The sequence below is a fragment of the Vibrio sp. TRT 29B02 genome, assembly GCF_050113655.1.
In the GTDB taxonomy this organism is placed as follows: Bacteria; Pseudomonadota; Gammaproteobacteria; order Enterobacterales; family Vibrionaceae; genus Vibrio.
In genome coordinates this window covers 43,689-70,589 of sequence record NZ_JBNJOJ010000020.1, presented here as the reverse complement: position 1 = coordinate 70,589, position 26,901 = coordinate 43,689, and the positions used below count along the sequence as shown (strand labels likewise).

Below are 26,901 nucleotides of genomic sequence, written 5' to 3'. Positions count from 1 at the left end.
TAAAAAAGTGGTAGTCTACTGTAGGCCATGAAAAACCAGAGAAACAGAATGACATATCCTAAATCACACTTGTGCTCATTTTCCATAACTAATTGTAGAGCTTTCTATAAAAAGTTTTGTAAGTCTATCGGCTTTTTATTCTTTTTCTTTAGTTTTTCAGCGACATCCGCGACAGAAAACCAAATTGCGCAGATTCAGCAAGCAGCTGAAGAGTACATTTTGTCCACAATTGAGTGGCCTACTGGAGGTACCTTGCAGGCGACCGCTGCTAGCGTTGATAGCCGAATATTCGCTACTGACTGCCCCGCCCCGTTAGAGACTTCCTCCTCCTCTACCAATCCTAGTGCAAGTAACATCACTGTGCTCGTCGAATGTCCTGATGACAGTTGGCGAGTCTATGTACCTGTAAGATTAGTTCGTACTGGACCACAAGTCGTGCTGACCACTGCACTTTCTCGCGGGCAGCTGATCTCTGGGCAAGATGTCACTATTAATATGGTAGACTTACAACGCTTTAGGCGGCAAGGCTTTTCCGCAATTGATGCAGTTATTGGCGCAAAAGCCAAAAAAAATCTCCGTGCTGGAGAAATTCTTGAAGAACAAGATATTTGTGTAGTCTGCCGCAATGAAACCGTGACAATAAAAGCGGTGAAATCCGGTATGACAATCACAACAAAAGGCGTCGCTCTAACGGATGGCTCACATGGTGAACAGATTAGAGTGAAAAATAGTAAATCCAACCGTATAATTGAAGGGCGTGTATCTGGAATTTCGGAAGTGACGGTAATTTTTTAACTGGTTAGAAAAAAAGCTAAAGTTCTTACCCTAGTAGTCGATATTGACAGTACAAGTTCTAATTCGTAAAAGGCTCAACATATGGCAGGTATTGATAATATTCGTTCAGGGCAACCTCTTTCTACATCGACGAGGCACTCTGTACGTAACGACAGCACTCAAACGAGCGGTTCTGAATCCGCAAAGAAGTCGTCTGTCGCGCAAGATGCAGTTTCACTTAGCTCACAAGGTAAAGCGGTGGGAGAAATGCACAATCAAATGGTCAGCCAACCTAGTTTCGACAAAGCAAAGGTTGCGGCAATTAAAGAGGCTATCGCGAATGGCTCCTACTCAGTTGATCCTGAAAAACTTGCTGATAACATGATGAAGTTCGAAAAAGAATTGGGCGGATTCTAAACCAAGAGATATCTGTAAATGGCAGCACTGCAAGGACTAGTTGAATTCCAATTAAAAAATGCACAAGAACTGAGTGAAGTCCTTGTGTTGGAAAAGCACGCTATCGCTAATCGACTATCCAAAGATATTGAACAGATTGCCAAACAAAAGATTACGCTTATTGAGCAACTTCAAACGACTGATGATCGTATTCGTCGCCACCCTGAAGTAGAGACTCTTACCACCAACCCAGAGTTGAGCCCTCTGGTAGAACAGATAAGAGCGCTTATTAGCCAATGCCAACAAGCTAACGATATTAATGGTCAAGCTCTCCAGCGTGCCCAACTGAGTTTTAACAAACTCAACAATCTGATGAAACAGTCACAAGGGAAACTGGGTATGACTTATACATCTGAAGGGCAAACCAAAAATATCACCACTTTGGGCACAAATATCAAAGCCTAAAAGCATTCAATAAAAAAGCGGCAATGATTGCCGCTTTTTTTGTATCAGAGAGAATGGGTAAGTTAGAAAAGAGTTTGTTGCCTTTTTTCAGGTACTTGCTGAACTTCGCCGTAATCACGCAGCTTGTTCATTTTCTGGATATCAAGACGCAGTTCAGTGACATAACTATCCCCGACTTTGTAACTTCTGACGACTTCCGCGCCACGGATAACGCCATCTACCGCCCCGGATGTGAGCTCTGTACCTAGACGTTGGTCTTGCAAATCAGCTCGACCACTCACGCGCATGCCGTAGACCTGCTCAGCAAGTTCACGATAAGCATCGATCTTCGAAGCACGCATCGCACGTACTTGCTTCTCTTCCTCGTTACGTCCTTTCTGTTCACTAATACTGGCGTAGCCAACAGCCGTTAACCAGTCATCAGGACGCATGTTACTTAACGGCTGACAACCGACCATTATGAAAACGACAGCAAGGAGTAATAGCTTTTTCATCTCGGCTCCTACGGGCGTAAAATCACGGTATAAGGTTGGGTAATCGTTGGGTCTGAGCGAATTAATACACCATCTTGAGTACGAATACTATTAAGGGTATCAAGATCTCGACCAATTCGATCTGCGGGTAAGAAGCCTTGAGCTGTAGCGACAACAACGCGAGATTGCATCCCTACCACACGGGCGTTCACAATGACACCGCCCTCTTGGCGCAGCATTGTCCCTGTCAGTACATATTGGATATCTTGCTCTTGAGCCAGATCTTTCCAATCTCGGCTAAATGCAAAGTCACCCTGATGAGTCACTTGAATAGAGCCTGTCGTTTTAAAGTCTACAACTTTAAAACCACGACGCTGGAACTGGTGAATAAAACCTTCTGATACCGAATTACCTAGCCAGTTTGTCGCATCCATATTTTGTAGATCTACAAATGATGTGACGGCAATAGGTGTCCGTGCAGAAACACTGGTGTTAGAAACCATCAAGTCTTCGGTCATACTCTCCACAAAGAAGTCAAGAGTATGACGCGGACTCTCCATCAGCATAAACTGAGAACCCGCATAAGGTTCTTTACCATTGTATATTGGGGCATAGGCACAAGCGGTTAAAAACACCACTGGTACTAGCGTTAGCCATTTTTTCATTCTCTAATCTCCGATACATTAAGGCCTAAAATGTCGTTTCTTTTAGCTCTCTTCTAAAAGTGGAACATTCCTTGCTTTTCTAATTATGCAACTATTCAGAAAGGCAATGCCTAAATCAGCTAAGATTCAATAAGCAAAAAATGAACCAACTTGGTAAACAAACATGAAAAAATCGCTTCTGAAGCTCTTTTCAACCGCATTCATCAGCCTCATTGCTAATTCAGCGTTGGCAGGTTGGTATGAAGTGACTGGCACAGCCACTGTCGTGTCGTCCGAAGAGGTAGCTAGAATCCATGCATTGGAAGATGCGCTCTACAAAGCCGTCCGATTCTCTGGCGCGGATATAGGCAGCATTGCAAACCTTCGTCCGCTGTTGGAAAGTGAACGCAAAGAGTACCAATTCACGAATAGTGAAGTACGTTACATCTTGGTTGAAGAGCAAAAGACACGTCGCGGAGTGATGTTTGTCAGAGCAAGAGTAGACATTTACCCATCGGCAACCAGTTGCCACGTTGAGCAGTACAAAAAGACGTTTTTGGTCGGCAACATTGCTCTTGCCTCTCCTAGCCAAGCGGTCATGGGGCAAATTTATGATGTGGGTGATGACTTTGCCAATGTTATTAACCGCCAACTGGATCAGGAATCAGCCAACTTTATCTCCGTTGGCACCACAGACTATGAAATCAGTAAAAAGTACCCAGAACGCCTTAAAATGATTGCCCAAGATACTGGCGCACAGTACATCATCGGCGGAGTGATTACGGATTTAACCGCAACCATTGAGCAAAACCTGATTAAGGACGACATTATTAATCGTCAGTTTGCTCTGGAAATGACGGTATTCGATGGTAAGACAGGTAATGAGGTTTATAACCGCAACTATCGCGAAGTCGCACGCTGGCCTTTCGCTAAAACCAGCCAAGTTGACACCAAAAGTGCTCGTTTTTGGGCTTCTACTTACGGAGATATGATGCTTCGAGTAAGCCGAAATATCATGCTCGACTTAGAATCAGAAGTGTCATGTAAAATCACGCTTCCAGAAGTGGTCGCCAAATGGGGAAATACCATTACCATGGATCTCGGTAGAATTCATGGTGTGGAACCTGGTGATAAATTGCAGTTGTGGCATACCGGTTCGTTTATCGACCAGCGTGGGCTTCCACGTAACAAAGTCACCGAAACAGACATCACTTTAACGGTCTCACGTGTTTATGAGAACGAAGCAGAACTCACCATCGATCAAGCGGAACTTGCTGGCAGCATCCAGATTGGCGATGTAATGCACAAGCTGTTGTAAAACCACCACAATGAGCTTAACTTCTGGATTGAATTCAGTATCATAGCGTTACGCTCCCGTGGCACAGCTGGATAGCGCGATCCCCTCCTAAGGGATAGGTCACAGGTTCGAATCCTGTCGGGAGCGCCACATTTAAAAGGGCTAGAAAGTTAGTAACTACTAGCCCCATTCTGTCGATGTCCAGATTGCCCTTGTCTCAATGTCGATTCAATTGACAAGTTTCACACACTTCCATTACTCAAGCTGAAACTATTCAAACTACACTCATATTTCAGCCTTGTTTTCAGCATAAGAAACCCGTACATCCTTACAAACAAACCTTCAACATTTGAATACAATCATCTAAAATATTTATTAATAAAGTTATCGATAGCGAAAGAATGAAAAAGAGTAACTTAGAGACGAACACTGGTCACCGCTTCATCTCAAAAGCTAAAACAGCCTATAAAATCCATATCCACACTCCGGACGACAAAGTTCTTCACCGCTCTGTGGGCTACATTCGTATAGGTGAAAAGAAAGGACTGAAGAAGGCCATTAAGCTTCGCAATGAGCTGGGCAGTAAAATGTGGGGAAAGTTTTGGCGTAAGTTACTGAAAGATCCTTACCTGATGACGCGATTACCTCACTCTCTGGAACCCAAGATAATTTTCAAACCCCGGCCAACAAAGGAAAATCCAGCGGCAAAAGATGAGTGCTATATTGCGGCATGGCGTAACTACGATGAGCACGGCAAACTAATTTACAAAAGTGTCGTTTGCTCAATAAAGAAACATGGCCGTTTAGCTGCCTACACAAAGACGAAAAAAGCGCTGTTAGAAGCAAACAAAGAGAACCTCGAAATTCTCGAGTTTATGGGACGATTGAATAGCATCGATCTTAAGTAATTTAAAAATAAAAGGCCTTGTTATACAACAAGGCCTTTCTTTTAGAAACACTCTTTCAATCAAATGACCTATACAGTCTTAATAACTCGGTAGTACTTACTGTTGGTATTCAAAAGCAGGTACAACAATCTCTACGCGACGATTTTGTTCTCGACCTTCACGAGTTTCGTTCGAAGCGATTGGGTTATTTTCCCCTTCACCACGTACTGTGATACGACGACTTTCAATCCCTTCATTGATCAAAACATCCGCGACAGATTGAGCTCGTTTTTCAGACAAAGTTTGGTTGTAAGCGGCTGCGCCAGTCGAATCGGTGTAGCCTGTCACCTCGACATTAGCCTGCGGGTACTGGTTCATAAACGCCACCAGTTCATCAAGAGTTGATTGGCTTTCTGGTTTTAGTTTGGTGCTATTTAGCTCAAAACTGCCTGAATCGACCAGTTTTGTTTCGAAAGTCTTAACTACAGGCGTGACAACAACCTCTTCCGTCACTGTCTCTTCGACGACTTTCTCTTCGATAACAACCGCTTCTTCAGGTTGTGATTCATTGGCACCAAATTTGTAGACAAGACCAAGTGTCGCACTGTTCACTGCGGCTTTAACCAAATCATTGTTCACATCGGTCAGACGCTGGTACTCAATACGTACTGCAAAATTATTATCTGACTGAATTTCTACACCAATGGCTCCTAGGTACGAATTATCATCTTTATTACCGTACTCGACGCGAGCGCCACCAAGTTTACCGTACAGAGATACATCCTCAGTCAGTGGTAAATTCAGCTTGGGAGCAAAAGTAAAAGCCTTAACCTTTTCATCAGCTAAGCCATCGGCAGTAAACTCACCAAGGTAGTCATAACCTGCTTCTAGTGACAGAAAGTCGAAAAATTCATAACCCGCTATCACACCGGCTGTCATTGAATCGTCATCACAGTCATTTGTTAGCGCAGTACACGCATCATCCAGCCATGACTTTCCAACTTTACCCCCTAGATAAAACTCTGCACTTGCACTTGCTGACGCTAGTAACAATGCCCCCGACATAACCACTGCAAACTTTTTCATGAGAACTCCCTCATCAATCACATGCTTACTTATTTCTCTAAACCGGAAACCTATTGATAAGCACATTGGCATTACCGCACATCTAATAAGTATCGATATGCAAACAATATAACAGTGGAATTATAGGTGCTTTTTCTTTCTCATATATAAGACAAAGCCCCAACCATGGGGTTGGGGCTCAATTACTAACGTTGTTATTTTAATTATTACTGCTGAACTTGGTACTCAAAGCTAGGGACGATCACTTCAACACGGCGGTTTTGCTGACGACCCTCACGAGTGTCATTTGATGCAATTGGGTTATTCTCACCTTCACCACGAACGGTAATACGAGACGCATCAATACCTTTTTGCTCAAGAGTAGACGCTACAGACTCTGCACGCTTCTCTGATACCACTTGGTTGTACTCAGCCGCACCAGATGAATCAGTGTAACCAATCACTTCTACTTTCGCTTGTGGGTAAGTATTAAGGAACTCTACCAGCTCATCCAGTTGAGAGGCGCTCTGTTGGTTTAGCTTTGTACTATTTAGTTCAAAACTACCTGTGCCTAGTAGCTGAGTCTCAAACGTCTTAGTCTCAACAACAGGCTCTGCTGGAGTCTCTTCAACGACTTCTTCAACCATCTCTTCTTCTACGACAACAACTGGTGCAGCTTCTTCATTGCTACCAAACTTGTAAACTACGCCTAGCGTCGCACTATTACCCATCGCACGAACCTGCTCATTGTTTGCATCAGTAATGGTTTGGTATTCAACTCGCACAGTCACGTTCTTATGTGAGTCAAATTCAACACCTGCGGCACCCATGTATGAAGCATCTTCTTTGTTGCCATATTTGACGTATGCACCACCAAATTTACCGTAAAGTGAGATATCGTCAGTAATCGGTAGGTTTAACTTTGGAGCTAGCGTAAATGCTTCAACTTTATCGTCATTAAGACCATCAGTTGTAAACTTACCTAGGTAGTCGTAACCACCTTCGATTGATAGAAAGTCCCACATTTCGTAACCGATGAATGCACCTGCTGTTGAAGCTTCATCATCACAATTTGCTGTCGCTGTTGTGCATGCATCATCCAACCAAGATTTACCTACTTTACCACCGACATAAAGCTCTGCCAGTGAAGGCGCTGATGCAAGAAGAAGTGATGCTGAAATTACCGCTGCTAATTTTTTCATGGTGTTTTATTCCTCAAATCTGAAAGTTGTTTAGCCTTAGTGCACATTTCCATTTACCCTTAGCAAAGCCCAAATGGAAACAGAACACGACTCATCATTTTATTTTGACTAAACCAATACTCACGGCATAAACATCTAGATCCGCAAGCGAACTCAGCGAACTATATACACATTTCCTAACATTCAAAGTAGGATTTTGTCAGCGAACTGTTAGGAAATAATCCAAAAAAAAACACGAATCCACGTAAAGCTAGTTAGGATAAGGGATTGGTGTATGTATGAATTTCTCCAATAAAATTCAGTCAACTAGGGAACAAAAAACAAATTCTCAATAACGAGAAAATATATTGTAAGTACTCTCTCACGTCTCTCGCTCTGGTCTTTACTAGAGACAAAAAAAAACCGCAGCGTAGTGCTGCGGTTTTCGAACTGGCAATAACCATTACGCGTTGGCTTCGCGCTCTGCGATGTATGCCAATGCCATTTTGATACGAGCAACACAACGCTCTTTACCGATAAGAGCCATAACTGCATCTACCGATGGAGACTGACCACCACCCGTAACCGCTACACGTAGTGGCATACCAATTTTACCCATACCAATTTCAAGCTCTTCACAAACAGCGGCAATAACACCATCTTTAATGCTTTCCGTCGTCCACTCTGTTAACGCTTCTGCTTTTGCTAGCGCTAGCTCTAGTGGCTCTTTCGCTACACCACGTAGATGCTTTTTCGCCGCACCCGCTTCAAATTCAGAGAAGTCTTCATAGAAGTAGCGAATCTGTTCTGCTAGTTCAACAAGCGTATTGCAACGTTCACCAACAAGCTTAATTACTTCAGTAATAGCAGGACCGTTAGTCACATATAATTTCTGCTCATCAAGATGCCATTGTAGGTGCTCTGCAACATACTCAGGTTCTGAAGTCTTAATGTAGTGGTTGTTCAACCATTGTAGTTTATCTGTGTTGAACGCAGACGCTGACTTAGACACTGCGTTTAGGCTGAATAGGTTGATCATCTCTTGTTCAGAGAAGATCTCCTGGTCACCGTGAGACCAGCCAAGACGTACCAGGTAGTTGTTTAGTGCCGCTGGTAAGTAACCCATGTCACGATATTGCATTACTGATACAGCGCCATGACGCTTAGACAGTTTCGCACCGTCATCGCCAAGAATCATTGCACAGTGAGCAAAAGTAGGTACTGGTGCACCTAGTGCTTCATAGATATTGATTTGACGAGGCGTGTTGTTGATATGGTCTTCACCACGAACAACATGAGTAATGCCCATATCCCAGTCATCAACCACAACACAGAAGTTGTATGTTGGTGAGCCGTCAGTACGACGAATAATTAGATCATCCATCTGGCTGTTGCGAATTTCGATACGACCACGAATTTGGTCATCGAATACCACGCTGCCTTCCTTAGGGTTACGGAAACGGATAACACATGGATCGCCATCTTTAGCTGCATCGTTTGCTGCTTTAATCTTAGGGTGTTCAGCATCGTAACGAGGCATTTCTTTGTTCGCTTCTTGTTCTGCACGAATTTCATCTAGCAACTCTTTCGATGCGTAACACTTGTATGCTTTGTCTTCAGCCAGCAGTTTATCAACCATCTCGTTGTAACGATCAAAACGCTGAGTTTGGAAGTAAGGCCCTTCATTCCACTCAAGACCTAGCCATTTCATACCTTCTAGAATCGCGTCTACTGCTTCTTGCGAATTACGCTCAAGATCCGTATCTTCAATACGCAGTACGAATTCACCACCTTGGTTTTTAGCGTATAGCCAAGAGTAAAGTGCAGTACGCGCACCACCAACGTGTAGGTAGCCTGTTGGGCTAGGAGCAAAACGAGTTTTAACCGTCATGTAAAATACCTTGATTGTCTGAATGACTGCACCACGCCTTCAATATGTGCGATGGTGCTAAAATTGCGCGTTATTTTAGCACCGATATGCAAATCTACAATCAATCGTTAATATGTTTTACCGCCCAAGAGATAAACTCTTGGCGCTCTGATGGCGTCATAGAGAGAAAATCACGCTGGATCAACTTCGATTGCACTTTTTGATCCACGTTGACAGACGCCACTGACGCGGAACTTGCCTTAATGTTTGGCTCAGTAGGTGTAACAGATATCGCCGCAATACCACCAGCCAAGTTGTAGTCGTTCAGCATCGCGTCGTAATCGTGAATCAACGCAAAAGACTGATTCACAATCTGATCCATCACGATCTGTACTGATTGTCCATTACTGGTAACTTTAACTGTTGGACTCTTTTCAAACTTACTTACCCCACGCTGATCTCGAATCGCGAAAGGCGTTTCAAACAATAGAGTTTCGTTCTGTGCGTCAAATGTGACCACCATTGGATGAGAGTTGAACTTCTTCTTGCCACCATTGCCATCAACCATTGCCGTGACTCGTAGCAATATCTGATTGTGACCATTAGCTATTTTCAGATCCCCCTTAGCCTTTTTTGGTATCTGATTGAGCTGTTGATTTACCGCTAGAATCTCTATTCGGCTATCGGTGTGAATCGTCACTTGAGCATGAGCCATACTACACATCAAAAGCACAATGGCCGCTGCAATGATTTTTTTCATTCTCTCTTCCTCACGGTTACAAACGGAAAAAGGCGGACAAACTGTCCGCCGGGTCATAATGTATTTATTAGAATGTCCACTCAGTACCGATACGAACCATTAGGTCATCATCGTACGTAGAGTCATCTTGTTGAGTTAAACGAACAAAGGTGTATACCGAACTAAATGAGTAACCCAATTCACCACTGATAGAGGTTGAATCCATATCTTTGTTGTCTACGCCATCTTGCTTACCACTTTGGTCTGCGTAACCAACACGAATGTTTGCGTTACCAAAGAAGTAGTTCGCTTGAATCGAGTAAGCGTCGATTTCACGTTTGGTGTAACCGTAGTCACCGCCACCGTTAGTTGAGTCGTACGAACCCGTTTTATATGCACCAAGGATATTAAAGTTGTCCATTGGACGAAGTTCGAAGCCTACAAAGTATGAATCCGTATCACCGACAGAAGCCGCTTTCCCTAGTTCTTTAATATCTAGAGGGTTACCTGGTGTTGCATTGTTTGTATCAAACACGTTTTCGGTAGCACTTTCAAATACTGTACCTTTAGCCGTTTCAAACGCTGCATGTAACGTTAGCATATCAACTGGCGCCACTGTGATAGAACCACCGAAGAAGTTAGAATCTTCGTGGTTTTCACTGCCATTACCACCCGCTAGGCTGAATTTAACCATCTCACCAAACATTGGTGAATCGTAGCGTGCCATTTGGCTCTTACGGTCAAAGTGGTAACGTTCGCCGCTGCGCCATGCGCGGTCAAAAGTACGACCTAGGTTAGATGCTGAGTATGGCCAGTCAACAAGTTCATATAACGGTGTCAACATACGACCAAAACGAACCTGACCCCAATCATCGCCGCGCAGACCGACGAAAGTATCGCGGTTACCTAAATCGGCACCGTAGTCCAATACCCAACCTGACTCAACTTGAGCAAACGCAGTTACGTTATCTGTCATTGCTTTAGCCGCGCGGAAACCGATGCGAGTTTCATTTTCAAGCGCCCAACCATCATCTGGACCAGTTGCATTAGACGCGCCGTAATCTACAGCAGAGATAGACACAACGCCGTAAACCTCTACGTTAGCGTCATTCGGATCGCCCAGCATATACGCATTAGCAGTACCAGCGGCCATGGTAGTTGCGGCGATTGCTGCGCCAAGAAGAGTCTTTTTAAAGTGAGACATAAGATTAACCCCTATTTATTTGAATTTTTCCTTGTTCCCCTCACACAAAACTAACTGGTTGTTTTGAAGGGAACTATTTATGGACGGGGTCATGGTGGCAAACTTTTTTCGCGACGAAAAAAGAATGAAAAGATAATCTGACCAGCTTCAAATCAGAAAATTATAAAATTAAGCAAATCAATTTAAATCAATAAGTTAAGGAGCAATATCAATAAACATAAACGTCAATACTGCTTAAGCGTTGCGTACATGGAGCGCTTGCTCGCCAAATCTGCTGACGAGATCACTGTGATTTTTTATCTATTTACGGAACTTTATATTTCCCAAATAAAAAGTTTGAATTGTCTCGCATGCTTCCTGCCCACTAATTCACGGCAATCGGTGATTTTGACGTTTTATTTAAATACTTGACCTTACCCTTGCGGTAAGGTTTACGCTTAGCAACAGTTGAATAATTAAGGTGATGTTATGACTAAGTTTGATATCCCACTCTCCGGCTTAAACTGTATGGGCTGTGCTAGAAAAGTGGAGCGAGCAATTACGGCAGAACACCAAGTCAGCATTGATCAGTTGTCTCCCACTCACATCTCTTTAGAGACAGGCAGTTCTTTTGCCGCACTTGTAGATTCAATAGAGAAGCTAGGCTATCAGGCAGGCCACAAACATCACTTGTTCTTAACTGGACTCAATTGCGGTAAATGTGTTGCTAAGTTGGAACAAGCGCTTGAGCAGTCACCACTCAATGGATCCTTTCGTGTATCGAAAACAGAGCTAGAGCTTGTATCGCTTCACTCACAACAAGAAGTCATCCAATTGATTGAGTCATTGGGTTATCAAGCAAGTCCATTCTCCCCGCAAGTGGAAGCTGTACCCGCTGACGAAGAAATCGCCGCCCCTATAGAGAGAGAGCAACCATTACCCATTAAACACTCGGCGCACCTTCTTATATCGGGTATGACTTGTGCCAGTTGTGTCTCTTCGGTCGAGAAAGCCTTAATCTCAGTAAAAGGCGTAGAAAAAGCTCAAGTCAATCTTGCTGAACAAAGCGCAGTTATTTTTTCCAACCAACCCATTGAGGAGATCGAGACTCAGCTATTACGCTCTGTCTCTCAATCTGGCTATCAAGCCCAACTGATTGACGATCCTCAAAACCAGCAGCAAAAACAACTCGAATTGCAGCGAGCAGTTCAAACCCACCATAAGAAAAGTGCTTGGTTAGGTTTGATGATCGGTGCGCCACTCATGCTGTGGGGAATCGCAGGCGGTAATATGATGATTCGCAATAGCGCAGACCAAATCGCTTGGGGCATCATTGGTGTTATCTGTTTATGGCTACTTGCGACAGCAGGAAAAACATTTTTCACTAACGCATGGCAAGCGCTCACTCACAAACGAGCGACAATGGATACCTTAGTCGCCCTAGGGACAGGTGCAGCTTGGTTATTCTCAATGTTAGTGGTCACTTTCCCCAACTGGTTTCCTGCCGCATCTAGACACGTCTACTTCGAAGCAAGCGCAATGATTATTGGCCTGATATCGCTTGGTCACTATATAGAAGCCAAAGCTAAGGCGAATACCACCCGCTCACTTCAGGCTCTGATTAATCTTCAGCCTCAGGTGGTGACTCTGGTGACGGAACAAGGCGATCGAGACATCACCATCGACGAAATTAGCCTGGGAATGAGACTGCGGGTGAAACCCGGTGAAAAAATACCTGTTGATGGCATCGTTGAGTCTGGTGAATCTTATCTAGACGAGTCAATGTTGACTGGCGAGCCAATACCAGTGAATAAGCAAGTTGGGGATTCTGTATCCGCAGGAACCATTAATCAGGATGGTAGTTTAATCATTCGCGCTTCAAGTGTAGGTAGCGACACCATGTTGTCGCGCATCATCACTATGGTCCGCGAGGCTCAAAGTAGCAAACCAGCTATCGCTAAACTCGCAGACCAAATTTCTTCAATTTTCGTTCCAGTTGTAGTAGCAATTGCTCTCCTATCTGCATTGGTCTGGTTTATGGTGGGTCCGGAACCTAAAGCCAGCTACGTGCTCATTGTCACTACTACCGTTCTTATTATTGCGTGTCCATGCGCATTAGGGTTGGCGACCCCGCTATCTGTAACGGTTGGTATTGGTAAAGCGGCCGAGATGGGGATCTTGATTAAAGATGCCGACGTTTTGCAGTCAGCAGGCAAAATAGACACGGTGGTCTTTGACAAAACAGGCACCTTGACTCAGGGCAAGCCAAATGTTCAAAGCATCTACGCAGTCAATGGTCATAGTGACCAGTTGCTAACGCTCACAGCTTCAATAGAACAACAGTCAGAACATCCACTTGCTAAAGCGATTGTTCAACAGGCTCATCAGCAGTCTCTACCACTGTTCGAGGTATCGGAATTTGAAAACCGCCGCGGTCAGGGAGTGCTTGCAAAAGTAGAACAACAATCTATTGCCGTTACCTCACTGGCTTATGCGCGTGAGCAAGCATGGCGTTTAGATGAGGTTGATAGTGAACTTCAACAATATCTAAACAACGCTTGGACACCGATTATTGTCGCTGAAAACTCAACTGTGATTGGCGTTATCGCCATCGCAGATCCGATAAAGCCCGATGCGAAACAAGCTGTAGAAGCACTAAAAGCCATCAATATCACGCCAATTATGCTCACTGGTGATAATTCGAGTGTCGCACAAGCCATTGCACAACAGCTGGGAATTGAGCAAGTAATCTCGCAAGTGTTGCCAGATGAGAAAGCAGGCCATATTGCTGATTTACAAAGTCAAGGCCACTGCGTTGCAATGATAGGCGATGGCGTTAACGATGCGCCAGCTCTAGCCCTTGCTAATATTGGCATCGCGATGGGGGGAGGCAGCGATATTGCCATCGAGAGTGCACAGATGACACTGCTTAACTCGTCACCACTGTCTGTTGTTCGAGCGATTGAACTCTCTAAAGCAACAGTACGTAATATGAAACAAAACTTATTTGGGGCCTTCGTCTATAACTCGCTAGGTATCCCTATTGCCGCAGGTATTCTTTATCCCAGCTTTGGCTTTTTGCTTAGCCCTGTTATTGCAGGTGCAGCGATGGCACTTTCCTCGATTACCGTAGTAAGCAACGCTAATCGTTTAAGACTTTTTAAAAGCTCGTAGAGGTTATTATGAAACGTAAATTTTTTGCCCTAGCAACACTGACTCTGATTTCTGGTCACGCATTAGCGACCGATGTACTCAACCATAAATCACCATACTGTGGCTGTTGTACTGAGTGGACGAAACATATGCAAGATGCAAGCTTTACAGTTGAAGAGAAGTTACACGAAAACATGAATCCTATTAAGCAAACGTTGGGGATTACACCTGAACTTGCTTCTTGTCATACAGCAGAAATTAATGGCTACGTATTCGAAGGTCATATTCCACCGGAAGACATTCAAGCTTTCCTTGAAAACCCACCACGCAATGCGAAAGGACTTGCTGTTCCGGGCATGCCAATGGGTTCTCCAGGCATGGAATATGGCAATGAAAAAGACGAATATTCAGTCTACGCGTTCAACGAAAAAGGTCAGGTATTTGAGTACCGACACTATAAAGGCAACAAATAACCAAATCTGTTGAGATTATATCAACGGCGCTTAAACGTGTTCTCCACATGTTTGAGCGCCAGTTACTTTCAATAAAATCATCAATTTAGATCTAAATTAACATCAAATTTAACTACGTGTAGTTTTGTTTTTCGCATTATTTCTCATCCTCAGATAACTTCCTCTTCAGTTAACTGACGCCCAACAGTTTGGCGCTCATCCTGACTCATCTGCATCACCACAACCAAATTAAGATGCAGAGTTCACCACTTAACTACCAGATAGAATTGAGAAGAATTATGCGTAAACACCTAATTGTCGTAGCTACTGCTGCTATCGTTTCTTTACCAACTTTCGCTAACACTCCATACGTAGCTGTAGAGCTTGCAAAGGGTTCATACAACACATCTGTCACGGAAGCAGAAGATAAAATGATCGCCGACAAACTTGATAATGCAGGCTCATTCGCTATCAAAGCAGGCAGCTACGTAAACGACAACGTACGTGTCTACGGTTACCTACAATACAACGGCGAAAACGAGCTAACCACTACCGATCCAATCGAAAATGATCAAGTGAAGTTCAATTTAGAAGGCTACCAATTCGGTGTGGGTTCAGATTATGTTTACCACATCGACAAGAGATTTTACGTTCTGGCTGGCGGCTCTCTGGGCTTTTACCAAAGTGAGCTAGAGACAAGTGTGACTATCTCTGGCTTTGGCACGGGTACAACGACTAGCAAAAACTCAGGCCTAACTTACGGTCTTAATGCAGGCTTAGGCTATATGTTCACCGACCATTTTGGTATGGAAGCAGGCTACCGTTTCAACTACTACGCAGGTAACGAGCATAAAGTGAGCGACGAACCACTGGCTAAGTTCAGCTCTTCTAACCAAGGCTATATCAACGCGACTTACAAATTCTAATCGTTGTAAAACTCGGTGCGTTACCCCTGACGCCCCGAGTTTCTCATTATTGATACAGAGAAACTAAGTTAGCTAGGAATCTATAAGTCACAGGAATATTTTAGTAGAATGCTCGGCGTCTTTTTGTTCCCCAAATACCTCTATGAATCTTCTCGATCTGGCTAAACAAAGCGGTAAAAGCATCGCTATAGCCGACCTAATCTATGACCCTATTGATAAAACGCTGACAAATAACCAGCAAGAAATTGCTTTGGAACCACGCAATGTTGCGCTATTAGAAGTCTTGTTAGCTAATGTTGGTGAACCAACGTCCATCGAACAATTCATCGATCAGGTGTGGGGCAATCAGTATATTTCTAAAAATGTCGTCACTAATCGCATCAGTCTATTGCGTAACTTGTTCAGAGAAAATCTCCCTGACATCGATTCAACCAAGCTAATTGTGACCTACCCTAAACGTGGTTATTACATCCCAAATTGCCATGTTCAACTAATAGAGAAGTCACACACTCTTTCGCCTCTGAAAGAGGCAAACAAGAGACACTCCAAACCGTCAAAGAGGGTGACTGCCTGCACCGCTGTTATTCTCGCTTGTGTGGTTGGCCTCGCAACCCTAGTGAATACTTACTTTGATGTAAAAGTTGAGTCAAAAGGTCAAGCTTTATACGTTCCTCAAGTACGTCTGTTACTTGATCAGATATCTTCTTCGCAGCCATCTACTCAGCACGAGGCACTTAAACTCAAAGTGCTTTTTCTCCATGCATACAGCCATTCTCCCTACATCCATTTGGCGAACATGCGCTCACCAAGCTACTACTTAATGAGTCTAAGCGAATATCATCATTTTCCTGGTTCAGATGCCCTGAATGATTCCGATTACAAACTCACTTTTAACCTGGTAAAGGACAAAGACGTCAGCGATAAACTGGAAGTCATCCTGAATCATTCGGTTTCTGCACGTGTCGCATGGCGAAATCTATATACGTTGAAGACCAACAACCTGTTGGAGACGGTCAATAAAATCAATGCTGATTTAACTGAGTATTTCAAGCTACCGACGCCAATTATGCAGATCGAACACAAGCTACAAACCAGTCTTAGTCAAATTACTGATAGTGATTTTGACCGCCTGGCAGATCAGCCGATGAGCGGAGCTGAAATCAGTTTCTATACTCGAGAATTACTGTTCAGTGCCCAGTCGCCAGACGCTCTGAGAAAGTGGATCAATAAAGTAAAACAAACCACGCTAACACCGTCTCCAGAATTACATATGCTACTGGCATTACTCACTTATCGCGCTGGAGACATTGAAAAAAGCCTACAGATGCTGCAAAGAGAGTATGTAGCGGAAATACCGAGCAACGCTTTGATCTTGTTGCTTCAAGCAAATATTAGCCGTAAAAAACGCAACATAGATGAATACTTGAGCAACTACCTAAAGGCAACAGCGGCTCTAACAAGTAGTGTACCTGCCAAGCAAGTTTTGGCTCACTATACGAGTGAAAACAGGCCGGCTGCCTGCTTAGATTTATGGAAAAATGCGCTCTCAAACATTGACTATATCCAAATGCCAGACAGCATTCTTTGGCAGGCAGTGGAACGATTTTGCTCGCCTTTAGATGGCGCATAGATGGCAAAGCCCAGTATAGGATGCACAAAAAAAGCTGCCACCGGCAGCCCTTTTAGAATCAGTTAGCGTGCATTAACCTTGAGTAACTAATTGCGTCATCATCTCAATATGCAAGTCATCGTCATTGAGGCAAGGAATATAGGTAAATGTTTCACCACCATTCTCGGTGAAAATCTCACAACACTGCTCAGCCAGTTCTTCCAGTGTTTCCAAACAATCGACAGAAAATGCAGGCGCAAGAATATCGAGCTTTTTAATCCCTTTACTCGGTAGTGTTTCCAAGGTCTTGTCCGTATAGGGCTGTAGCCACTCTTCACGACCAAAACGAGACTGGTAGGTCATACCGATTTGATTGGGTGCCAATCCTAACTCACGTGCAAGTAGCGTCGTGGTGACATCGCAATGCTGTGGGTAGATATCACCATTATCCGCATAGCGCTTAGGAATTCCATGGTAAGAACACAGCAGATAGTCACCTTTGCCGTTCTCTTGCCAAGAACGTTTTACGCTCTCTGCCAACGCTTTGATGTACAAAGGATGATCATGATAATCACGAATGAACCGATAACTTGGTACAACGGGCATCTTTTTAAATGCTTTGGTCAATCCATCCGAGACTGCCGCCGTCGTTGTACCTGAATACTGAGGGTATAGAGGCAGGACAATCACCTGTTCAACACCTTGCTCAAGTAGAGCTTCCAAACCTGTTTGCAAGCTCGGGTTGCCATACGTCATACCAATTTCAACAGGCATATCAATTGAAGTTTTTAGCTTCTCTGCTTGTCTTTTCGAATAGACCATTAACGGTGAGCCCTGCTCCATCCAAACTGACTGATACAACTTGGCTACTTTAGGTGCGCGAACAGGCAAGATAACACCATGCAAAATTGGACACCATAACCAGCGAGTCATATCGACCACTCGTTTGTCATGGAGGAACTGACCCAAAAACTGCTTTACTGCAGGGGACGTTGCTTCATCAGGGGTACCAAGGTTGACCAATAATACACCTTGTCTCTTATTGTTTTGCATAGCTTCCTATCAATCCTAAAAGGGATATTTACGTAAATAAGATCTTGATAGATCAACGAATAAACATAAAAAAGCGACCCAACTTGGGTCGCTTTAACTATAACAAATTTTCAAAATTCGCTGTTAGCTATTTATGCTAGCGCTTTCTCGATATCAGCACTGACTTCAGCAACTTGCTTAGTACCATCGAATTTAAGGTATTTAGTGTTACCCGCTTCTGCTTCTTTACCGTAGTACTCGATTAGTGGCGCAGTTTGATCATGGTAGACACCAAGACGAGCACGTACTGTCTCTTCTTTGTCGTCGTCACGAACAACAAGGTCTTCACCCGTTACGTCATCTTTACCTTCAACTTTAGGCGGGTTGTAAACAACGTGGTAAGTACGGCCAGAAGCCAGGTGAGCACGACGACCAGCCATACGCTCTACAATCACGTCATCAGCAACGTCAAATTCGATAACGTAATCGACCGCTACACCCATTTCTTTTAGACCATCAGCCTGAGGAATAGTGCGTGGGAAGCCATCTAGTAGGAAACCTTTTTCGCAGTCATCTTGAGCGATGCGCTCTTTGATTAGACCAAGGATGATTTCATCAGAAACTAGCTGACCAGCGTCAATAACAGCTTTAGCTTGCTTACCAAGCTCTGTACCTGCTTTGATAGCAGCACGTAGCATGTCACCAGTAGAGATTTGCGGAACACCGTATTTTTCCATGATGAAATTTGCTTGTGTGCCTTTACCTGCACCTGGAGCACCTAGAAGAATGATGCGCATGTTGAATCCTCTTAAGATAATGATGATTTATACCGAAGCTCACTATGGTGTCGTAAATCACACAGCCTTAGCTCACGGTAAGTTTCGGTATAACTGTTATTACAGTTAACAATAAAACAGGCGTGCACATTACACGCCCGCTCGTTTGGTTTCAAGAATGCATTCTATCATACAATTTAAAACCAAAGCGCGAATTACGACTAAAGAATGCTTAAACACTCACATTTGCCGCTTATTTAACGCGCTTCATTCACGATTAAAGCAATTAAGCTAAAAAGCCCGCAAGATGCGAGCTTTTTACCAATTTTCAGCTATTAGCCCTTAGTCAAAAGCGCATTAATTGCACCTAAGAATTGAGATGGATCTTCCATTGAGCCACGCTCAGCTAACATCGCTTGACCAAGTAGAAGTTCAACCCAACGGCCAAAGGCTTCTTCGTCTGCTTCATCAGCCATACGCTTAACCAAGGTATGTTCAGGGTTAATTTCGAAGATGTACTTCACTTCTGGCGCAGCTTGACCTGCGGCTTCCAGCAGTTTGGCCATCTGCGTACCCATGTCAAAGTCGTCAGTCACTACAACGGCTGGCGTTGTTGCTAGCTTAAAGGTGGTACGAACCTCCTTAACACGATCGCCTAAGTACTCTTTAGTACGTTCAACGACTGACTTGAACTCTTCTTCGGTTTCTTTGTGTTTCTCTTTCTCAGCTTCATCTTCAAACTTGCTAAGATCGAGCCCCGCCTTTGTGATCGACTGGAACTGTTTACCATCAAATTCAGTGAGGTAGTTCATCAGCCACTCATCAATACGGTCAAACATTAGAATGACTTCGATGCCTTTAGAACGGAACTGTTCTAAGTGTGGGCTATTCTTAGCCGCCGCATAACTATCCGCTGTTAAGTAGTAGATCTTATCTTGACCTTCTTTCATGCGCTCAACGTATGACGTAAGGCTAACGGTCTGTTCAGAAGAGTCCACTTCCGTCGAAGCAAAACGCAACAAGGCCGCAATTTTTTCCTTATTGCTGAAGTCTTCTGCTGGGCCTTCTTTTAGCACCAAGCCAAACTCTTTCCAGAATGATTGATACTTTTCTTCATCATTCTTAGCCATGCGCTCTAGCATCGTTAGAACACGCTTAGTACAAGCATTGCGTAGAGACTGAGTCACTTTGTTGTCTTGTAGGATTTCACGCGATACATTGAGTGGCAGATCGTTGGAATCTATCAGGCCACGTACGAAACGTAGGTACGATGGCATAAACTGCTCTGCGTCATCCATAATGAATACGCGCTGTACATACAATTTCAGACCAGATTTGTGGTCACGGTTCATCATATCCCAAGGTGCTTTCGCAGGGATGTAAAGTAAGCTGGTGTAGTCGTTTTTACCCTCAACACGGTTGTGGCTCCATGTTAGAGGATCGGCAAAATCGTGAGAAACGTGCTTGTAGAACTCTTGATACTCTTCTTCAGAAATATCGGATTTATTGCGAGTCCAAAGTGCTTGAGCCTTATTGATCTGCTCCCATTTTTTCTCACCTGTTTCTTTGCCTTCATCATCACGAACTGACGTTTGAATCGCAACAGGAATACCAATGTGATCGGAATACTTGCTGATCACTTCACGCAGACGCCATTCGTTTAGGAACTCTTTACCTTCTTCTCGCATATGAAGAACAATATCTGTACCGCGAGTTTCTTTGGTGATGTTTTCGATGGTGTACTCACCTTCACCCGCTGAGTGCCATTGAACGGCTTGGTCACTCGCTAGGCCAGCTGCGCGAGTGCGAACCGTGACGGCATCAGCAACGATGAATGCAGAGTAAAAGCCGACACCGAATTGACCAATTAACTGAGAGTCTTTCGATTGATCTTCTGAAAGCTTAGAGAAAAACTCCGCTGTGCCAGATTTCGCGATGGTGCCCAGATGCTCGATGACATCCTCACGACTCATACCGATACCGTTGTCTGAGATCGTTAAGGTATTCGCTTCTTCATTAAAGGAAAGTTTTACGCCAAGTTCAGCGTCACCTTGGTACAAGTCTGGATTTGACAGTGCTTGAAAGCGCAGTTTGTCAGAAGCGTCAGACGCATTAGAAATCAGCTCGCGAAGGAAAATCTCTTTATTTGAATAAAGAGAATGAATCATCAAATGAAGTAATTGTTTTACCTCAGACTGAAAACCGCGAGTTTCTTTGTTTTGTGTTACTGTTTCGCTCATGATAACTCCATAAGTTCTATAGTTATCAAGCCACTACCCTAATCAAAAAAAGAGTAATTTGGCCCAAATCTGTCAGTTAACATGAGGGTGACAAATGTAAATTCAAGGTCAAGAATCATAAAAACAGTGTTTTTTTATCTCAATCTTTACTATCCTTGCACTCTCTAAAAATCAAAAAATCTAAACTAGAGTAATTTTGGACTAGTCTTAGAAAGCGCCTTACTTGAATAACTGTCTGAAACTTAAATTAAATGGCCATCATTAATGAGTAATATAGGTACTAAGTTTAATCTTGCGAATAGATTTACTTTTGATCCCAATACAAACTCCCTCACAGACAAGGAATGCGAAAACGAACTGATTCGTTTAGGGAGCAACGAAAGCCGGATTCTTCTTTTACTTTGTGAAAAACCGAGTGAAATCGTCTCGCGTAATGATTTACACGATTTCGTATGGCGTAAACAAGGCTTTGAAGTCGATGATTCAAGCCTAACGCAAGCCATTTCTACACTACGTAAGCTTCTCAAAGACTCAACAAAGTCACCAATGTTCGTTAAAACGGTGCCAAAACGCGGTTACCAGCTAATCTGCTCGGTAGAACGTACAACGCCATTGATGAGTGGTGTTAACGAAGTTGAACAACCTGCTGTTGCAATGGAAGACGTAGAAATACCTCTTCAGCATGCTTCTGAACCTGTAATTGATACTGAGCTTATTTCTGCAGAACCTCAATTAGAAGCACCTATTCCAGCGCCTGAAGTAACGAAGTATTCAAGCTTAATGGCTAAGGTGTTGGTCGCACTCGCTCTGTTACTGCCACTGTGCGTTGTTTTATTTACTAACCCGAGTGAATCAAAATTCCGTCAACTTGCTGTTTATGACAATACTCCGGTTAAAACGCCACTCAATCATCCTGATTTAAGTCGCTGGTACCCGTCAATTGAGCAGTGTGTGAAAAAGTACAATGAAACACATACTAACGAGCTTGCGCCAGTCGAAGTCATTGCCACTGGTGGTCAGAATAATCAGTTGGTTCTCAACTACATTCATTCTCTGGATAACTCAGGCGAGAACGTGACATTACGTATCTTCGCTGAGCAACAAGATCTCAGTAAAGTTTGCCAATAGGAACCACCAAGATGAATCAGAAAATTGCAGCAGGCCTACTTATTCTGTCAGCGGTATTTAGTGGTTGGCTTTACTGGGGAAGTGACCTCAAAGTAGAGCAAGTGCTAACTTCAAATGAGTGGCAGTCAAAAATGGTTACTGTTATCGCGGCAAAGATTCCCGATGACTCAGTGGGTCCTTTACGTAAAGCGAATGTCGTCTCTAACGTTAAGTATCTGCCAAACAATACTTATATTCGTGTAGCGACAGTACGTCTCTATGGTAACGACACTGAAAATGAAAGCATTATCAACATTTCAGAGACAGGCCATTGGGACATCAGCGATAACTACTTACTCGTCTCTCCGACCGAGTTTAAAGATGTCTCTTCGGCGCAAAGTCAAGACTTTACCGAAGATCAGCTAAGTCTGATTACTCAGCTGTTTAAAATGGACGCACAGCAAAGTCGCCGTATCGATATTGTGAATGATAAAACATTACTTCTGACTAGCTTAAGTCACGGTTCTACGGTACTTTTCACCAACTAAACAATAAAACAAAAGGGGCATGACGCCCCCTTTTTTCTAAGCATCACATGGATTGGACAAACACTGTTGGCCTATTTGTTGGCTCTCTGATTGCTAACACTCTCGCCTCACTCTCTGGCGGAGGCGCTGGACTACTTCAGTTCCCATTACTGATATTCTTAGGTCTACCTTTCTCGATTGCTCTAGCAACCCATAAGATAGCCAGCGTTGCGCTCGGCATTGGGGCCGCCTATACCCATATCAAACACAAAAGCTTTAGCTACAAGGTTGCGTTATATCTGGTTATCGTCGGTAGCTTAGGCGTCATTATCGGTGCGAATATTGTCCTTCTCATCCCAGAGCAAATCGCGGAAACCGCTCTCGGTCTGATGATACTCGCTCTAGGAATCTACTCTCGATTTAAGCCACAACTCGGCCAGCAAGAGATCCAACGCAACCGTCATCACTTTGGCTGGGCGCTAGGTGGAATTGGTATGATGGTCATCGGCGTTATCAACGGTTCGCTGACCGCGGGTTCTGGTCTCTTAGTGACCATTTTTCTTGTTCGTTGGTTTGGGTACAGCTATAAACAAGCCGTTGCGTTAACCATGTTGTGTGTTGGTTTATTCTGGAATGGGATTGGGGGTGTCGCTATGGTTCATGCTGGAGCTCCCGTTTACTGGCCTTGGTTACCCGCTTTGCTGTTAGGCTCGTTTATTGGTGGTGGGCTAGGAGCCTACCTGACGACCCGTGTGAACAATCGCGCAATCAAGCTGTGTTTCGAGCTGCTTACCTTTGCTGTCGGCATTAAATTAATTATCTAGAAGGAAGGACCATGCAAAAAGCCAATATTAATATCTACTACTGTCGTCAGTGTAACTGGATGCTCCGTTCAACTTGGCTCAGTCAGGAGTTACTGCATACCTTTAGTGAAGAGATTGAGTCACTCACTCTTCACCCTGATACAGGCGGACGATTTGAGATCCACTGCAATGGAAAGATGATTTGGGAACGTAAGCGCGATGGCGGTTTTCCGGAAGCTAAAGTGCTTAAACAACGCGTCAGGGATCTGATCGACCCTGAGCGCGATCTTGGTCATTCTGATTCTAAGTAACGACGTTCAACTAACATCAACTGCGCCATTAACGTGGCGCTATCGTTGTTTGCATCATCACTTGATTGTCAAATGTCATGACTTTCAACTGAGAGTCGTCAAGCATGCCATAGCTTGCTTCGTAACCTTGCCGAGGAAAGGTTGCAGAACCAGGATTAAAGATATACTGATCGCCATCTAACTCAGCAGCCGGAATATGGCTGTGCCCGTGAACAATCACATCTCCAACCTTTAGTGGCGGTCGATTAGCAGCGTTGTATAGGTGACCATGCGTTACAAATAGGCGTTGACCGCTTTCCAACATAACCCAGGCGTAATCCATCATCATGGGAAACGAAAGTAGCATCTGATCCACTTCACTATCACAATTTCCGCGAACAGCAATGATTTGCTTAGCATACTGATTAAGCCGTTCACTCACTTGCTGTGGGTTATATCCTTCTGGTACAGGGTTGCGGGGACCATGATTTAACGTGTCCCCCAGCAAAAATAAGGTTTGCGCACCAGATTGCTCAAACGCATCCAAGACAAGTTCGGTTGCAGGCAAAGAACCATGCAGGTCAGAGGCAAAAAAGAGTTTCACGACATCATCTCCTCAAAAATACGCTGCAGATTCTACTCCCTGAGACCCAATTAGTCATCTCTAACCATGCCGTTTATCACTATGTTATTGTAGCTGACCATACCAACCACTTTGCCTTGTTCAATAACGGGAGCACGGCTGATACCAAAACGTTCAAACAAGCGAGCGCAATACTTCACATTCATGTCAGGAGAAACAGACAACGCGGGTTTGGTCATGATTTCGTAAATATTGGTGCGTTCTGGAGAACGATTCTGAGCGAGCACCTTCTTGGCTATGTCATTCATCAACACTACGCCGTACTCATCTTCATCGTTACGTTTGTCGACCACCAGCGCTTTCACTTCATGGCTGCGCGCTAGTTGAATACCCTCTTTAACGGTAGTTAAGCCATCCACAATGACATAGTTGCTAGTCATTACATCACGCACTCTGACTTTCACATGCTCTGTCATATCTCATCCTCCACAACTTTTGTTAGTTTCTCGACCTGATGGGCGACACCCACCGCATCTTCAATATCGATCTGAATCGCAATCCCCTGTCCGGACTCCTGATCAAACTCCCCCACCTCATTAATCGTCTCCAAGATGTGTCTTGATAAGTGTTCTTCAACCACAAAGAGCAATACGTCCTTTTGGACATCTAGAGTTAAACCAAAAAAGGTCCTTTTTTGATTTAGGCCCTCACCACGAGCATTATTTATCACTGTCGCCCCTGTTGCCCCAGCCTTTCGAGCGGCGTCCAGCACAACATCTGTTTTACTATCTTCAACAAATGCAACGAGTAATTTAAAGCGCATTTTCTTTGTCCTCCTGCTCAGTACCTTTGTTGAGCCACTGAGTGATTTGTGCGTATCCCATGACCGAGATCATCGGAAATAAACTAGCAAAAGCAATTAGTCCAAACCCATCTATCATTGGACTTCGTCCCGGTACGGTTGAAGCAAGCCCTAACCCTAACGCTGCCACTAAAGGAACGGTAACCGTAGATGTCGTCACCCCGCCTGAATCGTAGGCGAGGGGAATGATTAATTGGGGTGCGTAGAAGGTTTGGATAACGACAATGACGTAACCAGCAATGATGTAATAGTGAATTGGGTCTCCAGCAACAATGCGATAGCTTCCCAACGCAATACCAAATGCAACCCCTAGCGCAACAGCAATTCTCAAACCGTTGACGCTAATACTGCCCCCCGAGACCTGATTGGCTTTTATAGCCACCGCGATTAAAGAGGGTTCGGCTATGGTCGTGCTAAAGCCGATAAAGAATGCGAACAAATAGACCCAGTAGTAGTCGAACCACTCAATTTTCTCGCCAACCGAAACACGAAACTCAGCAATAAAATTTGGCTCAGTTAGCTGGGTTGCCATGGTTTCACCCAGCGGGAATAAGGCAAAATCAAGGCCGATAAGAAACAGCGACAATCCAAGAATGACATAGAAGAAGCCCAAAATGACCTTAGGCAAGTTGTTAACTGGTCGTCTCAATACCGCAAACTGAAAACCAAATATAATCGTCGCAATCGGTACAACATCACTGATGGTACCGATGAAAACGTCAATAAAGTGGGACCATTCGATCATGCGATCACCATTCCGTAGACCATCACGAACATCATGGGAAGTAGCGATGCAAACGCAATTAAACCGAATCCATCAATCATCGGATTGCGTCCTTTAATCGCTGATGCAAGCCCTACCCCTAAAGCCGTAACCAAAGGTACAGTAATCGTAGAAGTGGTCACACCGCCAGAGTCGTAGGCAACGCCAATAATGCTTTGAGGCGCAAACATAGTCAGAACCACGACTCCAATGTAACCACCGATGATCATGTATTGAATCGGCCAACCTTTCAGAATTCGAAGTACACCAAGTAAAATCGCGATACCGACAGAAAGCGCAACGGTGTAACGCAATCCATTCGCGTAATCTTCCATCGCTTGCTCATGGTGGGCAATCATACCTCCTTCAGCGGCCACTTCTGCGGCTTCATCAGCAACAGCGGTAAGTGCAGGCTCTGCGACGGTAGTACCAAAACCTAAACAAAAAGCGAAAGCCAGCAACCAAAATACACTGCCTTTGCGAGCAAATGCCTGAGCCATCGTCTCCCCTATAGGAAAGAGCCCCATTTCCAAACCAAAGATGAAGAAGGTCAGACCGAACACCACCAGCACTAAGCCAAATAGGATTGAAACTAAGTTCGGTAAGGGTTCCTGTAATACCACCAGTTGAAAGAAAGCAATTACAACCACAATAGGCATTAAATCCCTGAGACTTCCAAGTAGCGCCTTAGCTAACGCTATCATTGCCTGCACATAACCTCCTGTCCGTCGGTGCTATACCCCTACTTATTAGCATGGCAAACAAATACGACTTCGGCTGTGACTGCCCCTACGTAGAGGAATA

The 26,901-nt window shown here is 44.1% G+C and carries 28 protein-coding genes and 1 tRNA gene; 14 read left to right on the top strand and 15 right to left on the bottom strand.

Annotated features, from left to right (window positions below):
- Positions 1-48: 48 nt before the first annotated feature.
- The 3 genes from flgA to ACQEXT_RS13415 all read left to right on the top strand — a co-directional run bounded on the left by flgA (position 49) and on the right by ACQEXT_RS13415 (position 1,635).
- Positions 49-795, top strand: coding sequence for a flagellar basal body P-ring formation chaperone FlgA (flgA, locus tag ACQEXT_RS13425; protein ID WP_426952474.1), 747 nt, complete (start codon positions 49-51; stop codon positions 793-795).
- A gap of 81 nt (positions 796-876) precedes the next feature.
- The gene (flgM, locus tag ACQEXT_RS13420; protein WP_138971533.1) at positions 877-1,191 is read left to right on the top strand and encodes a flagellar biosynthesis anti-sigma factor FlgM; all 315 of its coding nucleotides are present in this window, start codon (positions 877-879) and stop codon (positions 1,189-1,191) included.
- A gap of 18 nt (positions 1,192-1,209) precedes the next feature.
- Positions 1,210-1,635 (top strand): flagella synthesis protein FlgN, encoded by a 426-nt coding sequence (locus tag ACQEXT_RS13415; RefSeq protein WP_138971534.1) that lies wholly within the window; start codon positions 1,210-1,212, stop codon positions 1,633-1,635.
- A 62-nt stretch (positions 1,636-1,697) separates the two neighbouring features.
- Here ACQEXT_RS13415 and flgP read toward each other — a convergent pair whose 3' ends face one another.
- Together flgP and ACQEXT_RS13405 are read right to left on the bottom strand one after the other, a co-directional pair.
- Positions 1,698-2,129 carry a flagellar assembly lipoprotein FlgP gene (gene flgP, locus ACQEXT_RS13410; RefSeq protein WP_426952472.1) on the bottom strand — a complete coding sequence of 144 codons (432 nt, stop codon included), beginning with the start codon at positions 2,127-2,129 and terminating at the stop codon, positions 1,698-1,700.
- An 8-nt stretch (positions 2,130-2,137) separates the two neighbouring features.
- A complete protein-coding gene (locus ACQEXT_RS13405) occupies positions 2,138-2,773 on the bottom strand; it encodes a FlgO family outer membrane protein (protein WP_138971536.1) in 636 nt (211 codons plus the stop codon).
- A 163-nt stretch (positions 2,774-2,936) separates the two neighbouring features.
- On the opposite strand from ACQEXT_RS13405, the gene ACQEXT_RS13400 reads away from it, so the two are divergent.
- The 3 genes from ACQEXT_RS13400 to ACQEXT_RS13390 all read left to right on the top strand — a co-directional run bounded on the left by ACQEXT_RS13400 (position 2,937) and on the right by ACQEXT_RS13390 (position 4,957).
- On the top strand, positions 2,937-4,070 hold the full coding sequence (locus tag ACQEXT_RS13400; protein ID WP_426952470.1) for a flagellar assembly protein FlgT: 1,134 nt from the start codon (positions 2,937-2,939) through the stop codon (positions 4,068-4,070).
- Between the two features lie 52 nt (positions 4,071-4,122).
- Positions 4,123-4,199, top strand: a tRNA-Arg gene (locus ACQEXT_RS13395).
- Between the two features lie 251 nt (positions 4,200-4,450).
- Positions 4,451-4,957: a Fe3+-citrate ABC transporter substrate-binding protein gene (locus ACQEXT_RS13390; protein ID WP_331416054.1), complete on the top strand. Its 507-nt coding sequence runs from the start codon at positions 4,451-4,453 to the stop codon at positions 4,955-4,957.
- Between the two features lie 96 nt (positions 4,958-5,053).
- On the opposite strand, the gene ACQEXT_RS13385 is transcribed toward ACQEXT_RS13390, so the two are convergent.
- The 5 genes from ACQEXT_RS13385 to ACQEXT_RS13365 form a co-directional block, all read right to left on the bottom strand.
- Positions 5,054-6,022 carry an OmpA family protein gene (locus tag ACQEXT_RS13385; protein WP_138973363.1) on the bottom strand — a complete coding sequence of 323 codons (969 nt, stop codon included), beginning with the start codon at positions 6,020-6,022 and terminating at the stop codon, positions 5,054-5,056.
- 206 nt (positions 6,023-6,228) lie between these two features.
- Positions 6,229-7,203, bottom strand: coding sequence for an OmpA family protein (locus ACQEXT_RS13380; RefSeq protein WP_138973364.1), 975 nt, complete (start codon positions 7,201-7,203; stop codon positions 6,229-6,231).
- A 442-nt stretch (positions 7,204-7,645) separates the two neighbouring features.
- Positions 7,646-9,073, bottom strand: coding sequence for a glutamate--tRNA ligase (gltX, locus tag ACQEXT_RS13375; RefSeq protein ID WP_426952467.1), 1,428 nt, complete (start codon positions 9,071-9,073; stop codon positions 7,646-7,648).
- Positions 9,074-9,173: 100 nt separating this feature from the next.
- The gene (locus ACQEXT_RS13370) at positions 9,174-9,812 is read right to left on the bottom strand and encodes a DUF2057 family protein (protein WP_426952466.1); all 639 of its coding nucleotides are present in this window, start codon (positions 9,810-9,812) and stop codon (positions 9,174-9,176) included.
- 67 nt (positions 9,813-9,879) lie between these two features.
- Positions 9,880-10,995, bottom strand: coding sequence for a porin (locus ACQEXT_RS13365; RefSeq protein ID WP_426952465.1), 1,116 nt, complete (start codon positions 10,993-10,995; stop codon positions 9,880-9,882).
- Between the two features lie 468 nt (positions 10,996-11,463).
- Here ACQEXT_RS13365 and ACQEXT_RS13360 point away from each other — a divergent pair, with 468 nt between their 5' ends.
- From ACQEXT_RS13360 to ACQEXT_RS13345, 4 genes are all read left to right on the top strand, one after another.
- Complete coding sequence (locus ACQEXT_RS13360; RefSeq protein ID WP_426952464.1) at positions 11,464-14,148, top strand: copper-translocating P-type ATPase; 2,685 nt, start codon at positions 11,464-11,466, stop codon at positions 14,146-14,148.
- Between the two features lie 8 nt (positions 14,149-14,156).
- Positions 14,157-14,600, top strand: a complete 444-nt coding sequence (locus tag ACQEXT_RS13355; RefSeq protein ID WP_426952463.1) for a DUF411 domain-containing protein — start codon at positions 14,157-14,159, stop codon at positions 14,598-14,600.
- A gap of 278 nt (positions 14,601-14,878) precedes the next feature.
- A complete protein-coding gene (locus ACQEXT_RS13350) occupies positions 14,879-15,505 on the top strand; it encodes an outer membrane beta-barrel protein (RefSeq protein WP_426952461.1) in 627 nt (208 codons plus the stop codon).
- 142 nt (positions 15,506-15,647) lie between these two features.
- Positions 15,648-17,135 carry a winged helix-turn-helix domain-containing protein gene (locus ACQEXT_RS13345; protein ID WP_426952459.1) on the top strand — a complete coding sequence of 496 codons (1,488 nt, stop codon included), beginning with the start codon at positions 15,648-15,650 and terminating at the stop codon, positions 17,133-17,135.
- Between the two features lie 72 nt (positions 17,136-17,207).
- Here the strand turns inward: ACQEXT_RS13345 and hemH are convergent, their stop codons facing one another.
- The 3 genes from hemH to htpG form a co-directional block, all read right to left on the bottom strand.
- Positions 17,208-18,167 (bottom strand): ferrochelatase, encoded by a 960-nt coding sequence (gene hemH, locus ACQEXT_RS13340; RefSeq protein ID WP_426952457.1) that lies wholly within the window; start codon positions 18,165-18,167, stop codon positions 17,208-17,210.
- A gap of 131 nt (positions 18,168-18,298) precedes the next feature.
- Positions 18,299-18,943: an adenylate kinase gene (gene adk, locus ACQEXT_RS13335; RefSeq protein WP_138973371.1), complete on the bottom strand. Its 645-nt coding sequence runs from the start codon at positions 18,941-18,943 to the stop codon at positions 18,299-18,301.
- Positions 18,944-19,257: 314 nt separating this feature from the next.
- Positions 19,258-21,162, bottom strand: coding sequence for a molecular chaperone HtpG (htpG, locus tag ACQEXT_RS13330; RefSeq protein WP_426952456.1), 1,905 nt, complete (start codon positions 21,160-21,162; stop codon positions 19,258-19,260).
- Positions 21,163-21,426: 264 nt separating this feature from the next.
- Between htpG and ACQEXT_RS13325 the strand changes: the two genes are divergently transcribed.
- From ACQEXT_RS13325 to ACQEXT_RS13310, 4 genes are read left to right on the top strand one after another with little or no spacing between them, the layout of a single operon-like run.
- Entirely contained in the window at positions 21,427-22,290 is an 864-nt protein-coding gene (locus ACQEXT_RS13325) for a transcriptional regulator (RefSeq protein ID WP_331416063.1), read from the top strand.
- An 11-nt stretch (positions 22,291-22,301) separates the two neighbouring features.
- Complete coding sequence (locus tag ACQEXT_RS13320; RefSeq protein WP_331416064.1) at positions 22,302-22,817, top strand: regulatory protein ToxS; 516 nt, start codon at positions 22,302-22,304, stop codon at positions 22,815-22,817.
- A 47-nt stretch (positions 22,818-22,864) separates the two neighbouring features.
- Positions 22,865-23,620, top strand: coding sequence for a sulfite exporter TauE/SafE family protein (locus ACQEXT_RS13315; protein WP_138973375.1), 756 nt, complete (start codon positions 22,865-22,867; stop codon positions 23,618-23,620).
- Between the two features lie 11 nt (positions 23,621-23,631).
- Positions 23,632-23,910, top strand: a complete 279-nt coding sequence (locus ACQEXT_RS13310) for a SelT/SelW/SelH family protein (RefSeq protein WP_138973376.1) — start codon at positions 23,632-23,634, stop codon at positions 23,908-23,910.
- Between the two features lie 28 nt (positions 23,911-23,938).
- Here the strand turns inward: ACQEXT_RS13310 and yfcE are convergent, their stop codons facing one another.
- The 5 genes from yfcE to ACQEXT_RS13285 are packed head-to-tail and all read right to left on the bottom strand — an operon-like array spanning position 23,939 to position 26,810.
- Entirely contained in the window at positions 23,939-24,493 is a 555-nt protein-coding gene (gene yfcE / locus ACQEXT_RS13305) for a phosphodiesterase (RefSeq protein ID WP_426952454.1), read from the bottom strand.
- Positions 24,494-24,543: 50 nt separating this feature from the next.
- A complete protein-coding gene (locus ACQEXT_RS13300; protein WP_331416067.1) occupies positions 24,544-24,948 on the bottom strand; it encodes a CBS domain-containing protein in 405 nt (134 codons plus the stop codon).
- Positions 24,945-25,295 carry a P-II family nitrogen regulator gene (locus ACQEXT_RS13295; RefSeq protein WP_331416068.1) on the bottom strand — a complete coding sequence of 117 codons (351 nt, stop codon included), beginning with the start codon at positions 25,293-25,295 and terminating at the stop codon, positions 24,945-24,947. The genes ACQEXT_RS13300 and ACQEXT_RS13295 overlap by 4 nt, the downstream gene beginning before the upstream one ends.
- Positions 25,285-26,079 (bottom strand): DUF1538 domain-containing protein, encoded by a 795-nt coding sequence (locus ACQEXT_RS13290; RefSeq protein ID WP_426952452.1) that lies wholly within the window; start codon positions 26,077-26,079, stop codon positions 25,285-25,287. The genes ACQEXT_RS13295 and ACQEXT_RS13290 overlap by 11 nt, the downstream gene beginning before the upstream one ends.
- Positions 26,076-26,810 carry a DUF1538 family protein gene (locus ACQEXT_RS13285; RefSeq protein ID WP_426952450.1) on the bottom strand — a complete coding sequence of 245 codons (735 nt, stop codon included), beginning with the start codon at positions 26,808-26,810 and terminating at the stop codon, positions 26,076-26,078. Before ACQEXT_RS13285 ends, ACQEXT_RS13290 begins: the two co-directional genes overlap by 4 nt.
- Positions 26,811-26,901 lie beyond the last annotated feature (91 nt).

What these genes read in the sequence shown, in the direction of transcription:
- flgA (WP_426952474.1), top strand. Translation starts at nt 49, where the DNA reads ATGACATATCCTAAATCACACTTGTGCTCATTTTCCATAACTAATTGT.
- flgP (WP_426952472.1), bottom strand. Translation starts at nt 2,129, where the DNA reads ATGAAAAAGCTATTACTCCTTGCTGTCGTTTTCATAATGGTCGGTTGT.
- ACQEXT_RS13400 (WP_426952470.1), top strand. Translation starts at nt 2,937, where the DNA reads ATGAAAAAATCGCTTCTGAAGCTCTTTTCAACCGCATTCATCAGCCTC.
- ACQEXT_RS13300 (WP_331416067.1), bottom strand. Translation starts at nt 24,948, where the DNA reads ATGACAGAGCATGTGAAAGTCAGAGTGCGTGATGTAATGACTAGCAAC.
- ACQEXT_RS13320 (WP_331416064.1), top strand. Translation starts at nt 22,302, where the DNA reads ATGAATCAGAAAATTGCAGCAGGCCTACTTATTCTGTCAGCGGTATTT.
- gltX (WP_426952467.1), bottom strand. Translation starts at nt 9,073, where the DNA reads ATGACGGTTAAAACTCGTTTTGCTCCTAGCCCAACAGGCTACCTACAC.
- ACQEXT_RS13315 (WP_138973375.1), top strand. Translation starts at nt 22,865, where the DNA reads ATGGATTGGACAAACACTGTTGGCCTATTTGTTGGCTCTCTGATTGCT.
- htpG (WP_426952456.1), bottom strand. Translation starts at nt 21,162, where the DNA reads ATGAGCGAAACAGTAACACAAAACAAAGAAACTCGCGGTTTTCAGTCT.
- ACQEXT_RS13415 (WP_138971534.1), top strand. Translation starts at nt 1,210, where the DNA reads ATGGCAGCACTGCAAGGACTAGTTGAATTCCAATTAAAAAATGCACAA.
- ACQEXT_RS13370 (WP_426952466.1), bottom strand. Translation starts at nt 9,812, where the DNA reads ATGAAAAAAATCATTGCAGCGGCCATTGTGCTTTTGATGTGTAGTATG.
- ACQEXT_RS13380 (WP_138973364.1), bottom strand. Translation starts at nt 7,203, where the DNA reads ATGAAAAAATTAGCAGCGGTAATTTCAGCATCACTTCTTCTTGCATCA.
- ACQEXT_RS13405 (WP_138971536.1), bottom strand. Translation starts at nt 2,773, where the DNA reads ATGAAAAAATGGCTAACGCTAGTACCAGTGGTGTTTTTAACCGCTTGT.
- hemH (WP_426952457.1), bottom strand. Translation starts at nt 18,167, where the DNA reads ATGCAAAACAATAAGAGACAAGGTGTATTATTGGTCAACCTTGGTACC.
- ACQEXT_RS13385 (WP_138973363.1), bottom strand. Translation starts at nt 6,022, where the DNA reads ATGAAAAAGTTTGCAGTGGTTATGTCGGGGGCATTGTTACTAGCGTCA.
- adk (WP_138973371.1), bottom strand. Translation starts at nt 18,943, where the DNA reads ATGCGCATCATTCTTCTAGGTGCTCCAGGTGCAGGTAAAGGCACACAA.
- ACQEXT_RS13360 (WP_426952464.1), top strand. Translation starts at nt 11,464, where the DNA reads ATGACTAAGTTTGATATCCCACTCTCCGGCTTAAACTGTATGGGCTGT.
- ACQEXT_RS13345 (WP_426952459.1), top strand. Translation starts at nt 15,648, where the DNA reads ATGAATCTTCTCGATCTGGCTAAACAAAGCGGTAAAAGCATCGCTATA.
- ACQEXT_RS13390 (WP_331416054.1), top strand. Translation starts at nt 4,451, where the DNA reads ATGAAAAAGAGTAACTTAGAGACGAACACTGGTCACCGCTTCATCTCA.
- ACQEXT_RS13295 (WP_331416068.1), bottom strand. Translation starts at nt 25,295, where the DNA reads ATGCGCTTTAAATTACTCGTTGCATTTGTTGAAGATAGTAAAACAGAT.
- ACQEXT_RS13355 (WP_426952463.1), top strand. Translation starts at nt 14,157, where the DNA reads ATGAAACGTAAATTTTTTGCCCTAGCAACACTGACTCTGATTTCTGGT.
- ACQEXT_RS13310 (WP_138973376.1), top strand. Translation starts at nt 23,632, where the DNA reads ATGCAAAAAGCCAATATTAATATCTACTACTGTCGTCAGTGTAACTGG.
- ACQEXT_RS13325 (WP_331416063.1), top strand. Translation starts at nt 21,427, where the DNA reads ATGAGTAATATAGGTACTAAGTTTAATCTTGCGAATAGATTTACTTTT.
- flgM (WP_138971533.1), top strand. Translation starts at nt 877, where the DNA reads ATGGCAGGTATTGATAATATTCGTTCAGGGCAACCTCTTTCTACATCG.
- ACQEXT_RS13350 (WP_426952461.1), top strand. Translation starts at nt 14,879, where the DNA reads ATGCGTAAACACCTAATTGTCGTAGCTACTGCTGCTATCGTTTCTTTA.
- ACQEXT_RS13290 (WP_426952452.1), bottom strand. Translation starts at nt 26,079, where the DNA reads ATGATCGAATGGTCCCACTTTATTGACGTTTTCATCGGTACCATCAGT.
- ACQEXT_RS13365 (WP_426952465.1), bottom strand. Translation starts at nt 10,995, where the DNA reads ATGTCTCACTTTAAAAAGACTCTTCTTGGCGCAGCAATCGCCGCAACT.